This is a genomic window from Streptomyces sp. NPDC039736, from assembly GCF_055596485.1.
The window spans coordinates 344,034-356,892 of the sequence record NZ_JBVIUQ010000007.1 but is presented as its reverse complement, the minus strand read 5'-3'; the positions used below and the strand labels follow the sequence as shown (position 1 = coordinate 356,892).

Annotated in this window: 6 protein-coding genes and 1 pseudogene; 2 read left to right on the top strand and 5 right to left on the bottom strand. The window is 73.1% G+C overall.

What is annotated here, in order from left to right:
- Positions 1 to 690 precede the first annotated feature (690 nt).
- Entirely contained in the window at positions 691 to 1,428 is a 738-nt protein-coding gene (locus ACZ56L_RS23575) for a VOC family protein (RefSeq protein WP_471066067.1), read from the top strand.
- Between the two features lie 263 nt (positions 1,429 to 1,691).
- A pseudogene (locus ACZ56L_RS23570) lies at positions 1,692 to 1,808 on the top strand (dTDP-4-dehydrorhamnose reductase); the annotation flags it as partial.
- A gap of 305 nt (positions 1,809 to 2,113) precedes the next feature.
- Here ACZ56L_RS23570 and ACZ56L_RS23565 read toward each other — a convergent pair.
- Genes ACZ56L_RS23565 through ACZ56L_RS23545 form a run of 5 tightly spaced genes read right to left on the bottom strand, consistent with a single transcriptional unit; the run spans position 2,114 to position 12,743 of the window.
- Positions 2,114 to 3,325 carry an ATP-grasp domain-containing protein gene (locus ACZ56L_RS23565; protein ID WP_471066065.1) on the bottom strand — a complete coding sequence of 404 codons (1,212 nt, stop codon included), beginning with the start codon at positions 3,323 to 3,325 and terminating at the stop codon, positions 2,114 to 2,116.
- A complete protein-coding gene (locus ACZ56L_RS23560) occupies positions 3,322 to 6,090 on the bottom strand; it encodes an amino acid adenylation domain-containing protein (RefSeq protein ID WP_471066063.1) in 2,769 nt (922 codons plus the stop codon). Before ACZ56L_RS23560 ends, ACZ56L_RS23565 begins: the two co-directional genes overlap by 4 nt.
- A gap of 26 nt (positions 6,091 to 6,116) precedes the next feature.
- Positions 6,117 to 6,995, bottom strand: coding sequence for an SDR family oxidoreductase (locus tag ACZ56L_RS23555; protein WP_345219718.1), 879 nt, complete (start codon positions 6,993 to 6,995; stop codon positions 6,117 to 6,119).
- Complete coding sequence (locus ACZ56L_RS23550; RefSeq protein ID WP_345219717.1) at positions 6,992 to 7,705, bottom strand: thioesterase II family protein; 714 nt, start codon at positions 7,703 to 7,705, stop codon at positions 6,992 to 6,994. The genes ACZ56L_RS23555 and ACZ56L_RS23550 overlap by 4 nt, the downstream gene beginning before the upstream one ends.
- 1 nt (position 7,706) lies before the next feature.
- The gene (locus ACZ56L_RS23545) at positions 7,707 to 12,743 is read right to left on the bottom strand and encodes an amino acid adenylation domain-containing protein (RefSeq protein ID WP_471066061.1); all 5,037 of its coding nucleotides are present in this window, start codon (positions 12,741 to 12,743) and stop codon (positions 7,707 to 7,709) included.
- Between the last annotated feature and the right edge of the window lie 116 nt (positions 12,744 to 12,859).

The following is a 12,859-nucleotide window of genomic DNA, read 5'->3' as shown; positions in this document are numbered from 1 at the left end:
GCGCGGAGGGTGGGGCTGGGCATGGGACTCCTGTCCAGAGCGGGGCAATATGTGCTCAGCTTCGGCCCTGCCGCTTACGCTTCTCTCACGTTTCCCTTACGTTCCACTTACGTCCGCCTTTGGAGGTCCTGACAAAGGCGTTAGACGTGTCTGTGTGCGGTGAGGCAGGTGGCGAGGCCGAGGAAGGCCTCGTGGCGTCCGGCCGTCGTCGCGGTCGGGCCACGGCGGTGGCCACGGGCGGAGCCTTGTCGAGCAGAGGCAGCAGCTCGGTGACGTCGTTGCGGTTGCCGCCGGTCAGGGGCGCCGCGAGAGGGTCGCCCCGGGCATGGTGAGGGCGTGTGCTTGCTGCCCGGACCCACGCGGTCGATCGGGCTGAGGCCGCTTCTGGGACTCTGCGGGCCGCCCGCACGTGGGAGGAGTCGATCACCGCCCGGAACCGGTCCGGCTTCTTCGCCGACACGGGCTTCTTCAACAGGGTGATTCGCGGGACGAGCCGCGCGTCGTAGACAGAAGTGCCCATGCCCTGCAAGCCCTGGGGTGCGTGGCACGCTGAGCGCAGCGCGGCGCCCTTCGGGCGATGCGGCGGGGGGCCGTCCAGTCCATGTCCGGGACTGCAGAAGCCGGACGCGGCGGGCAAGGCACACTGTCGGTGGCACGATCCCCACCCACGGAACCTTCCAGGAGCCTGAAGTGCTGCCCGAAACACCGGAGTTCGACCATCTCCTCCACTGTGTTCCCGACGTCGATTCGGCCACCGCGGCCTACACGGCGAGCGGCCTTCCGGCGCACGCCAACCCGCCGTATCTGGGCTTCCGGAACGGTGCCTGGCGGCTCGACGCCCGCTATGTCGAGATCCTCACCGTGGTGGACCGCGCCGAGTTCGCCAACTCGCCCTTCGGGCAGGCCATGACCGCCTGGATGCCGTACGTCGACGCACTGCTCGCCGCCGGCGGGGGTGCGCTCAACTTTGCCGTGCACGTGACGGACGTGCACGCCACCGCGGAGCGGCTCCGCCGCGCCGGGCACGAGGTGGACCTGCATGTCTTCGCCCGTGAGGGCTCACCGGTGTCGTTCACCGAGGCCGTGCTGCGGGACGCCCCCGCATGGGCCCCCTTCTTCATCACGTACACCCCGGACCGGCAGGTCGTACTCGACCGGTACAGCGCGGGACGGGTCGCGCGCGGACCGCACGATCTGGCCGGCTTCGTCGTCGAGACCCCCGAACCGGCGGCGTCGGCCGCATGGTTGGGCGAGATACTCGGTCTCCCGGTCGACCGGGCGAGGACCGTGGTGCCGTTGCCCGGCGGGGACGTGCACTTCGCGCCCGGCCCGGCTGACGCGATCACCACGCTGTTGCTGGCGGAGGGAACTCCGCCCTCGACATCCGTCGCGGGCTTGGAACTCCGCCCCTGCACGGAGCTCCGCTGAACCTCAGCCGCGCCGCCCCGGGGCGCCCGCGCGCAGTCCGTCCGCGACGAAGGCCGTCGGGCTCTTCCGGCGAGCGCGGGCCGTCCGTGTCGGCCGACAGCACCACTGGTGAGGGTCCCAGTGGAAGCACTGGAAGGGCTCGTCCAGCAGCAGCGCTTGCGGGTCGTGCATGCGGGCCGGGGCCGGGTCCACCCCGTGGTGCAGGGTGCGCCCTTGTCACGGCTCCCCCGCGCGCGGCCCATTGCGGACCTAGAGTGAGGTGCATGCGTGTGCTGATCGTCGGTGGTTCCGGCTTTCTGGGGGCGGAGTTGGTACGGCAGGCCACAGCGGCCGGGCACGCCACCGCAGCGACCCACGCCCGCCGCCGGCCCGAGGGGCCCGCGGAAACCGAATGTTCGCCCAGTGGTGGCTGCCCGCTCATGGTGCGTGCGCGGCGAGCGGAGCCGGTGGAGGGTGACGTGCGGGCCGTGAGCGTCTCGGGCCGGCCGGTGGGCGCACCCAGCCGATGCGGTTCGTTGCCGAAGACGGCCGACAGGAGGGGACGACGGTGCCGCTGCCGCCGCCCCTTCCGCCGGGGTGGGCCGGGTGACGAGAGCCGTGAGTACGGCCGCCCCGTCCGGGGGCCGAGCCGGCGGGGTTTCCGCCGGCTCGGCGTCTCGGGACGGGGGCGGGTCCGCGGATTGCCTCAGAGCTCCTTGAGCACCTCCAGCCGCACCGCCCCCGCTGCCTTGTCCAGTGCCGCCCGGCACTCGGCCTCCGTCGCCGCGGCCGCTGTCACCAGTGCGTAGCGGCTGGAGACGTGGCCGTGCGGCGGCAGGCGCAGTTCCTGGCCGGGCAGGGCGATGGCGAGGGCCGTCTCCACCGGGGCGGGCAGGGCGGGGGCGTCGATCACCACCTGGCGGGCGATGCAGTCCGCCTCCGGGTAGTGGAAGCGGACGCCTGCCACCCGGTGGCGGTCCGGGGCCAGGTCGGGGGCGGTGCCGCACGCCACCCGGGCCGCGACCAGGGCCGCGTCGACGCCCAGGGCGAGGCGTCCGATGTCGGGGATGCGGTCCCCGCCGATCCGCGCGTTGATCTCGACGACCTTGGGGCCCTGCGCCGTCAGGCGCAGTTCGGTGTGCGTCCAGCCCGTGGTGAAGCCGACCGCCGCGTGGGCGGCGGCCACCACGTCCAGGACGGCGGGGTCGGTGAGGAGGGGGTCGCCCGCGTCGACGAGGTGGCCCGTCTCCTCGAAGTACGGGGAAAAGCCGCACTCCTTGCGGGCGACGAACGCCGGGTGCATGCGGCCCTCGTGCCAGGCGGCGTCGAAGCTGATCTCCGGCCCGTCCAGGTACTCCTCGACCAGTACGTCGCCCGGCGCCACCTCGACCGCGCCGGGCGCCTTCGCCCCGCGGGCCAGCCGGAATCCGGCGGAGAGCCGGTCGGGGGCGTCCACCTTCACCACGCCCGTGCTCGCGTTCAGCGCCCGGGGTTTGAGGACCAGCGGGTAGCCCACCAGGGCGGCCGCCGCCCGCGCCTGCGGAAGCGAGGCGGCCAGCTCGGAGCGGGCCTGCGGCACACCGGCCTCGCGCAGCGCCTCGCGGGTGGCCCGCTTGTCGCGGCAGCGGAGCATGGCTTCGGGCTCACTGCCGGGCAGCCCCAGCAGACGGGCCAGTTCGGCGGTGTGCACGACCCTGGTGTCGTCCCAGGTCATCACGCCCTGGCAGGTCAGGTGCCGGACGGCGGAGGCCATCGCGGCGACGTCCGTGGTGTCCAGGACGGTGTGCCCGGTCAGGTAGGGGGTCTCCCACAGGGGTTCCCGGTCGGCCAGGAGGTGGATCTCGTACTGTGCGGCGACGGACCGCAGCAAATACTCGCGGTACGCCTGGGATCCCGCACCGACCAGCAGCAGCGTCATGACCGGGCCCCCAGGGTGTCCAGGTGCGCGGCGAGCGCGCGCACGGTGCGGTGCAGGTAGAGCTGCGGGAGCGGGAAGGGGGGCAGGCCCGCCGTCCGTACCGCGGCCAGCAGCCGCACGCTCAGCAGCGAGTTGCCGCCCAGGGTGAAGAAGTCGTCCTCCGGAGTGACCCGGAAGCCGAACACCTTCTCCCACACCGCGCGCAGCCGTGAGACGGTGTCGTCGCCGATGGGCAGGTCCGCTGCCGCGTCGTCGCGGGTGAGCGGCTCAGGCAGGCGTGCCGTGTCGACCTTGCCGTTGGGAGTGAGCGGGAGCGCGGGCAGAGCGGTGAGGGTGGCGGGCAGCATGTGCTCGGGCAGGAAGCGGGCGGCGTGCCGCCGCACCTCCTCGGTGTCGCCGGCCGAGGGGTCGCCGAATACGACGTACCCGTCCAGGCGCGCGCCCGCCGTGTCGTCCGTGTCGGCGCCCTGGCGCAGGACGACCGCGGCGGCCCCCACGCCCGGCGCGTCGAGCAGCCGGGCCCGGATCTCGTCCAGCTCGATGCGGAAGCCGCGCAGCTTGACCTGGTTGTCGAGACGGCCCAGGTGTTCCAGGCGGCCGTCGGGCAGCAGCCGCCCGCGGTCGCCGCTGCGGTACATCAGGCCCGCCGCGTGCGGGTCGGGCAGGAAGCGCTGGGCGGTCAGCTCCGGGCGGCCCAGGTACTGCCCGGCCACCCCGAGGCCGCCGACGTAGATCTCGCCGGCGACGCCGGGGGGCACCTCGCGGCCCTCGGGGTCCAGGACGTACAGGTGCCAGCCCGGCAGCGGGGCGCCGACCGAGCGCGAGCCCTGGAGGGCCTCGCGGCGGGTGACGGTCTGCGCGGTGACGTGGACGGTCGTCTCGGTGATCCCGAACATGTTGACCAGGCGGCACACACTCTCGGGGTGCCGGTCCAGCCACAGCCGCAGCGGGCGGGTGTCCAGCGGTTCCCCGCCGAAGACCACCAGGCGCACCGAGTCCGACACCCGCTTCTCCGCGTCGGTGGCGGCCAGTTGGGCGAACGCGCTGGGTGTCTGGCTGAGGACGGTGACCTGCTCGGCGTCGAGAAGAGCGGCGAACTGTGCGGGATCGCGCGAGGCCCAGTACGGGACCACGACCAGGCGTCCGCCGGTCATCAGGCAGCCCCAGATCTCCCACACGGAGAAGTCGAAGGCGCTGGAGTGGAAGAGCGTCCAGGTGTCGTCGCCGCCCAGGCCGAAGTCCTCGCGCGTGGCCTCCAGCAGCGCGCCCACGTTGCGGTGCGGGACGACGACACCCTTGGGCCGGCCGGTGGAGCCGGAGGTGTAGATGACGTACGCCGCCGCGTCGGAGCGCAGGTCGGCCGGGACGAAGGCGGCCCGGTCCCCCGCCGCGAGCGCGTCGGGGCGTACCGTGCGCACGCCCTCGCGTCGCGGGAAGTCCGGTGAGTCGGTGACCACCAGGGTGAGTTCGGCGTCCTCGCTGGTGTACGCGAGGCGTTCGGCCGGGTAGGCCGGGTCCATCGGCACGTAAGTGCCTCCGGCGGTCAGGACCGCGAGAAGCACCACCACCAGGTCGAGCGAGCGGTCCAGGCAGACGCCCACCCGGTCACCGGGCACGACCCCCAGGTCACGCAGGGAAGCCGCGAACTGGTCTGCCCAGTCCACGAGTTGACGGTAGGTCAGCTCGTTGCCGTCGTACGAGACGGCCGGTGCGTCCGGAGTACGGTCGGCCCGTGCCCGTACCACCTGCTCGATGCGTTCGTCCGGCACCTCGGGCGCACGCCCGAGGCCGCCCAGCGCGGCCAGTGCGCGCACCTGCTCGGCGTCGAAGAGCGGGACCGAGGCGAGCGGGGTCGCCGGGTCCGCGGTGGTCAGTGCGCGGTGTGCGGTGACCAGCATGCCGGTCAGCCAGGCGACCGCCTCGTCACCGAACACACCCTGCCGGTGATGGACCAGACCCTCCAGGACCGTGGAGCCGTCGTCGGCCACGTGCACCGACAGGGCGTGCACCGGGTCCAGGAACGCCAGGTGGGCCAGCGGTTCGGCCTTCAGCCCCTCCCCCGTCAGCGCCTCGGGCGCCTGGGTGGTGACCAGGCCCGCCAGCGGCGCCCGGCCGGTGGCGGGCACCGCCCGCGCCACCTGCTCCAGGTAGTGCGCCACCGTCGCCGACGGGTCGACCGTGAAGGTGAGGGTGGTCAGCGCGTCCACACCGACGCTCACCTCCTCGCGGCCCGTGCAGCGGGCGAGGACCAGGCCGAGCGCCGCTGTGAGCGTGAGCGACGCGGGCGCGCCGCCGGCGGCCGGCACCGAGAAGCGGTGCCGGCCGGACGTCGTGGCACCCGGGGTGCCGAGCCCCCACGCGGGGGCGTCGGCGCGGTCGAGCGCGGAGAGCGCGGTGCGCAGACGCTCACCGAGCTCCTCCGGCACGGGGGCGGGCCTGGCCGGTTCCACCAGCAGCGCCTGCACCAGGTCGTAGGGGTCGGCCAGCACCGCCCGGTGGGCGACCACCACCAGGTCCGCCGCCCCGTCGTCGTAGCGCAGCAGCACCGCCCGCAGGCCGGGGCCGGTGCGCGGGTCGGCGGGCCGGGACAGCTCCTGCTCCCGGCGGCGTGCGGCGGCCCGGGAGTCGGCCGCGGCGGGCACGTCCTCCACCCACAGCCGCAGCCCCTCCACGCTCCGCGCCAGGTTCCGGCGCAGCCGATCGGGGTCGGCGCCGGTGTGCACCCGCAGCGCGAGTGCCTGGCACAGTCTTCCCGTGTCGTTCATCGTCTTCCCCTCGTGCACTCGGGCGCTCATCGGCTCGTGAACCCGCCGTCGACGGTGACGGTGGAGCCCGTCACCTGGCGGGAGGTGTCCGAGGCGAGCCACACGGCTGCTCCCGCGACGTCCTCGGGCTCGATCAGCCGGTTCATCGGCTGGGCGGCCACGAAGGTCTCCTCGTGCTCCTCCACGGGCACCTCCAGCGACCGGGCGATCTCGGTGAGCATCCGCCCCTCGGCCGCGTCGTCGTCCCGCACCGAGCCGGGGCACAGGGCGTTGACCCGCACCCCGAAAGGAGCGAGGTCCAGGGCCGCCGCCTTCGTGAGGCCGACCAGGGCGTGCTTGGCGGTGACGTAGCCGGCGAAGTGCCGGTAACCGACCAGCCCCGCGGTGGACGCCACGTTGATGACGCTGCCCGCACGCTGCACGGTCATCGCCGCGCCCACGGCACGGATCATCCGCCACGCGCCGGAGACGTCCACGTCGAGCATCAGGTCCCACTCGTCGGGCGAGATGTCATGGACCGTCCGGCCGGAGGGAGCGGCGATCCCGGCGTTGTTGAGCAGCACGTCCACGCGGCCGAACCGGTCGAGCGCACCGTCCACCACGGCGCGTACCGCGGCGAGGTCACGGACGTCGGCGGTGGCCGTGAGGACCGAGCCGTGCCCCTCCTCGCGGCACAGCCGGGCGGTGTGCTCCAACTGCCCGGCCGTGCCCAGCGGGTAGGGGACGCCGTCGAGGTCCGCGCCGATGTCGGTCAGCACCAGATCGGCCCCGGCACGGGCGAACGCCACAGCGCACGCCCGGCCGATACCACGGGCCGCACCCGTGACGAGCGCCGTCCGGCCCGCGAGAGGCGCGGCGGTGAGCGGGGGCGAGCCGTACGGGGCGGGGCTGAGCAGGGTGCTCATCGGCCCACCCCCTGCGCGGCCAGCTCCTGGTCGAGGAGGCGGACGAGGTCGGCGGGCGAGTCCACGAGGTACATGTGCCCGCCGGGCAACTCCACCTGACGCACCCCGGCGGTGGTCGCGGCGTCCCACTCGCGGGCCTGGGCGCGGTCCACGAGCTCGTCGACCTCGCCGCGGATGGAGACGACCGGCACACCGAGCGGCACCTCGGACGGGGCGCGGTAGGCCTCGTGCATCTCCACGTCGGCACGCAGCGGGGGCAGCAGCATCTCCCGCAGGTCGGGGTGCTCCAGGGCGGGGTGGGTGTACCCGGCGAACTCCTGCACCTGCTTGAGGAACGCGTCGTCGGACAGGCCGCCGGCCCGGATCTCGCGCTGCGTCCAGGGCCCGGGCGAGCCGCTGACGAAGAGCTTGACGACCTCGGGGGCGCCGAGCGCGCTGATCCGGTGGGCCATCTCGTACGCCAGGACCGCGCCGAGGCTGTGCCCGAACAGGGCGACGGACGGGCTGCCCGCGACCTGGTCGAGGACGGTGGGCAGCAGGTCGTCGACGGCGGTGACGACGTCGGTGTACAGCGGCTCGCCGAACCGCTCCTCACGGCCCGGGAGCTGTACGGGGACGATCTGGACGGTGTCGCTGCCGTACTCCTGGCAGCGGCGGAACGCGGAGGCTCCGGCTCCGGCGAACGGGAAGCACAGGACGGGGATCTGCATGTCAGCCCTCCAACTCGGCGGCGGACGCCCACGCCCGCACGATCAGTTCACCGGTGCCGGCGGGGTTGCCGCGCACGAAGTAGTGGCCGCCGCCGTCGAGTTCGAGGTAGTTCACCTGCGCGGCGACGCGCTCCCAGCAGCGGAACTCGTCCTTGGCGTGGGCGAGGCCCTTGTCGTCGGCGGCGACGACGGCCGTGACGGGCGCCTGGATCCGCCAGTCGGGCTCGTCCTCGGTCACGCCGATGAAGTAGCGGTAGCCGCCGCAGACGTCGTGCCGGAAGAGGCGGCCCATGAACGCGGTGTAGCGGTGGTCGAGGCCGTCCAGCTCGCTGTAGCCGGTCTCCTCGACCATGTAGGAGATGATCTGGTCGTCCGACCAGGTCTCGATCATGTCGATCGACTCCTGCATGTCCGTGGCGGGCGGCAGCAGCTTGGAGCCGATGAACACGTGCCGCAGGTCGAAGCCACGGTCCTCCAGCACCCGGGCCAGTTCCACGGTGACGGCCGCGCCGCCGCAGTGTCCCCACAGGATCAGCGGGAGGTCGGCCTTGCGCTCGATCTCGTCGGCGGTGCGCGCCGCCGTCTCCCGTACGTCCGTGAACTCCGCGGAGCTGCCGGGGGCGTGGCCGGGCGGCTCAAGGCCGTACACCGCCAGCGTCGGGTCGAGTTTCTCGATCTGCTCGGCGAGCGGCTTGAAGTTCACCGGGTGCCCGCAGGGGTAGGGCACGCACACCACGGCCGCCCTGGCGCCCTCGGCCCGGGAGCTGAGCAGGTGCAGCAGTTCCTCGGGGGCCTCGTCCTGGCCGCGTGCCTCGACGAGCGCGGCGAGTGCGGTGAGCCGGGAGACCCGGGTGAGGTCGGAGAGGGTGACCAGGCCGTCCAGTTCCAGGACGACGCGCAGCGCGGACAGCGAGTTGCCGCCGAGCGCGAAGAAGTCGTCGTCCGCGCCGATGTCCTGGGGGGCGAGACCGAGCACGCTCTGCCAGGCGGTGCGGATGCGGGCGACGGTCTCCTCCGAGGCCGTTCCCGCACTGCCCGCCACCGGGGCCGCGGGCTCCTCGGCCGGGGTGCGGCCGAGCAGTGCCAGGTCCTCGTCGGCGAGCAGTTGCCGGGCCTCGTGCGGGGAGTCGGGTTCGCTCGCCATCAGCTCCAGTACGCGCACGAAGTAGCCGCCGATGCGGTCGATCTGCTCTTCGTCGTAGAGGTGCGTGTGGTAGTGCAGGCACAGCCGCACCTCGTCGTCGAAGAAGTGCCGGGAGAACTCGGTACGGAAGGGGAACTCCGTCTCGGAGTCGACCCGCATGTCCAGCAGCGAGAACTCGGGCAGTTCCTGGAGGTTCTTCAGCAGGTAGAAGTGGGTGAAGTTGAACGTCGTCTCGAACAGGGTGCGCTGCGTGGCGAGGTCCTGCTTCATCTTCGCCATCGGGTAGCGGCGGTGCGGCAGCAGGTCGAGCTCGGCGCGGTAGACCCGGCGGACGAGGTCCGCCCAGCTCCCGCCGCTCAGGTCGATCCGGAACGGAACGGAGTTCAGGTGCAGGCCCAGCGTCGTCTCCGCGCCCGGCAGTTCGGGGCGCCCGCTGTGCTCGTAGCCGGTCATCACCCGCTGCCGGCCGGAGACCAGCCCCAGCACCTTCATGTGCGCGGCCAGCAGGACGTCCTTGAACGGCACCGACAGGGCGTCGGCGGTCGCCATGACACGCTCGGTCAGACCCGCCGGCAGGGGTACGTCGCGCAGCACGACCTTGAAGTCGTCGGTGGCCACCGCACCCGGCTTCGGCGGTACGTCGGCGGGGTCGGCGTCCGCCAGCACGTCCAGCCAGAAGTCCCGGGAGGCGGGCGAGCGCAGTGCCTCGGTCTCCAGTCCGACGAAGTTGCGCAGGTGGTTGTCGACGGCGGGCCGGGTGGTGTCGCGGCCCTCGCGCACCTGGTGGTACAGCTCGAAGAGCTGGGTGTGCAGCAGGGAGATCGACCAGCCGTCGAGCGCGGAGTTGTGCTGGCTGACGGTGTACCGGTACAGGTCGTCGCTGAGCACCTGCACGTGCAGGGTGACCAGGCCGCCCTCCTCCCACACGAAGCGGCGGGCCTTCTCGGCCGCCAGCCAGTCCTCGTGCCAGGCCTCCTGCGCGTCGGCGTCGAGGTGGCGCAGGTCGTCGACGGTCAGCGGGGTGGGCACCTCCTTGTGCACGATCTGGAGGAACTCGCTGTAGCCGGTGAGGTGGTAGGTGGTGCGCAGGATCGGGTGCCGGCGCGTCAGCAGCCGCGCCGCCTCGGTGAACGCCTCGGCGTCGAATCCGCCGGTGATCGAGTAGCTGAGTACGTCGTGGTACTGGCCGAGGCCGCCGGTGACCTCCGTCTGGAAGATCAGGCCGGCCTGGAGCATCGACAGCGGGTAGGCGTCCTCCGCGTCCTCGGGGAGCAGGGCCCGGTCGGCGTCGCCGATCAGCTCGAACGGCTGGAACGCGCCGCGTGCGGCGACGTCCTCGGCGACCGTCGCGCTCTCCTGTTCGGCCGCGATCGAGTCGGCGAGGAGGGCGATCGTCTGGTGCTTGAAGAGCTGCTGGAAGGTGAAGTCCAGGCCCGCCGCGCGGGACTTGGCGAGTACGGAGACGAAGTGGATGGAGTTGCCGCCCAGGGCGAAGAAGTTGTCGTGGACGCCGACCTTCTCGCGGCCCAGCACCGTCTTCCAGATCTCCGCCAGGGTCTCCTCGCGGGCGTTGCGCGGGGCGACGTGCGCGGGGGCCTGCTTGCGCAGTGCCTCGGGGCGGCGCAGGGCGGCCCGGTCCAGCTTGCCGTTCGGGGTGAGCGGCAGTGCGGCCACGGACACCACCCGGCCCGGCACCATGTACTCCGGCAGTGCGGCCCGTACGTGGTCCTTGAGCTGTGCCTCACTCGCCTCGCCGTCCAGGACGACGAAACCGCGCAGCGAGGTCTGCCAGCCGTCGTCCACGGCGACCACCGCCGTCTCCCGCACCGCGTCGTGGGTGCGCAGCCGCTCCTCGATCTCGCCCGGCTCCACGCGGAAGCCGCGCACCTTGACCTGGAGGTCGACCCGGCCCAGGTAGTCGATCGTGCCGTCGGGCAGCCGGCGCGCCCGGTCACCGGTGCGGTACAGCCGCTCCTCGCCGGTCGCCTCGCGCACCGCGTCGCCGGTGACGAACTTCTCGGCGGTCAGCTCGGGGCGGCCCAGGTAGCCGCGGGCCACGCCCACGCCCGCGACGTGGAGTTCGCCGGGAATACCGACGGGGGTCTGACGTCCGGCCGCGTCCAGGACGTACAGCCGGATGTTGTCGATCGGCCGTCCGATGGGCAGCCGGGCCACGGCGTCCAGGTTCTCGACGGGCTGGTGGGTGACGTCGACGGTGGCCTCGGTCGGGCCGTAGAGGTTGATCAGGCGTGCCTGCGGGAGGAGTTCGCCGAACTTCTGCGCCTGCGCGGTGCCCAGTGCCTCGCCGCTGGCGAAGACCTGGCGCAGCGCGCCGGGCGCGGTGCCGTCGCCGAAGCGGGCGAGGTGGCCGAGGAACATGGTGAGCATCGACGGCACAAAGTGCGTGGTGGTGACCTTGTGCCGGTCCAGGGCGGCGACGAGCGCTGCCGGGTCCTTCTCCACGCCGGGCGCGGGCAGGGCGAGCGCCGCACCGGTGAACGACCACCAGAACAGCTCCCACACCGACACGTCGAAGGAGATCGACGTCTTCTGCAGGATCACGTCCCGGGGGCCGATCGGGTAGGCGCGCTGCATCCAGGTGAGCCGGTTGACCGCGCTGCGGTGCTCCACCAGGACGCCCTTGGGGCGGCCCGTCGAACCCGAGGTGTAGATGACGTAGGCGGTGTCCGTGGGGCCGGAGTCCGCCGCGGGTGCCGGTGCGGGGGCGGTGGAGTCGGCCGCGTACGACGCCGCGTCGTCGAGGTCGAGGCCGGGGGCCCCGCCGAGCAGGCCGGCGAAGCGGGCCTGGTGGAGGACGAGGGAGGCCGCGCTGTCGGTGAGCAGGTAGTCGATGCGGGCCTGCGGGTACGACGGGTCGATGGGCAGGTAGGCACCGCCCGCCTTCAGGACGGCCAGGATCGCCGTGATCATCTCCGGGGAGCGTTCGGCCACCAGGGCGACGATCGTGTCCCGGCCGACGCCGCGTGCGCGCAGAGTGCGGGCCAACTGATTGGCGCGGGCGTCGAGTTGCGCGTACGAGAGGGTCAGTTCGTCGGTGAGCAGGGCGGGCGCGTCGGGGGTGCGCGCGGCCTGTGCGGCGAACAGGCCGTGCAGGGTGGCCTCGGCGTCGAAGGGGTGTGCGGTGGCGTTGCTCGCGGCGGTCACCGCCTCGTCGTCGGCCGTCAGCAGGTCGAGCCCGGCGAGGTCGGCGTCCGGGGCGTTCGCGGACTTCTCCAGGAGCAGGGCGTAGTGCGCGCCGATGCGCTCGGCGGAGGCGGCGGCGTAGCGGGTGGTGTCGTAGGAGACGGTGACGATCAGTTCCGCGCCGTCGCGGGAGGCGGTGAGGCGGATGCCGTCGCGGGTGGTGTCGGGGGTGTCGTGGTACCCGTCGAGGTTCACCGCGACGGCGAAGGCGTCGGTGTGGCCCAGTTCGGCGGCGAGGGCCGCGACCGCGTGGTTCTGGTGCTGCTCCGCCGTGCGGGCGGCGGCCGCCACCCGGCCCAGGAGTTCCTTCAGGGTGCCGCCCGCGGTGACGTGCAGCGGCAGCGGGCCGCCCGCGAACTCGGGGGCGGCGCCCCGGGTCGGCCGGCACACCGTCACGTCGTCCTCGCCGGTGTACCGGGCGAGCAGGGCCACGAGGGCGGCGGTGAGGACGACGGAGAGCAGCTCGGGCTGGTCGCGGCTGATCCGGTCGAGCCGTTCGGTGAGCGTGGTGCCGAGGCGTACGGCATGGGTGCCGTGCTCCGGACGCGCCGGGTGGTCGGCGGCGGTGCGGGGCGGCCGCAGGTCGGGGAGGAAGCCGGGCGTCTGCGTGAGGGAGGCCAACTGGGATCGCCAGTACGTGGCCGCGGAGGGGGAAGCGGAGCTGGTCGCCTCGGAGTCGAGCAGTGGCATCTGTTTCTCCTGCACTGAGCTGTGAGCCGTTCGGATGGAGCCGTTCGGATGTGGCCGGGCCGCCGACGTGGCGGGGCGTGCGCGCGAGGCGTGCGCCCTGTGACGTGCGGGCGGGA

Coding starts and splice junctions, on each gene's coding strand:
- ACZ56L_RS23565 (WP_471066065.1), bottom strand. CDS start 3,325: ATGACGCTGCTGCTGGTCGGTGCGGGATCCCAGGCGTACCGCGAGTAT.
- ACZ56L_RS23550 (WP_345219717.1), bottom strand. CDS start 7,705: ATGCAGATCCCCGTCCTGTGCTTCCCGTTCGCCGGAGCCGGAGCCTCC.
- ACZ56L_RS23560 (WP_471066063.1), bottom strand. CDS start 6,090: ATGAACGACACGGGAAGACTGTGCCAGGCACTCGCGCTGCGGGTGCAC.
- ACZ56L_RS23545 (WP_471066061.1), bottom strand. CDS start 12,743: ATGCCACTGCTCGACTCCGAGGCGACCAGCTCCGCTTCCCCCTCCGCG.
- ACZ56L_RS23555 (WP_345219718.1), bottom strand. CDS start 6,995: ATGAGCACCCTGCTCAGCCCCGCCCCGTACGGCTCGCCCCCGCTCACC.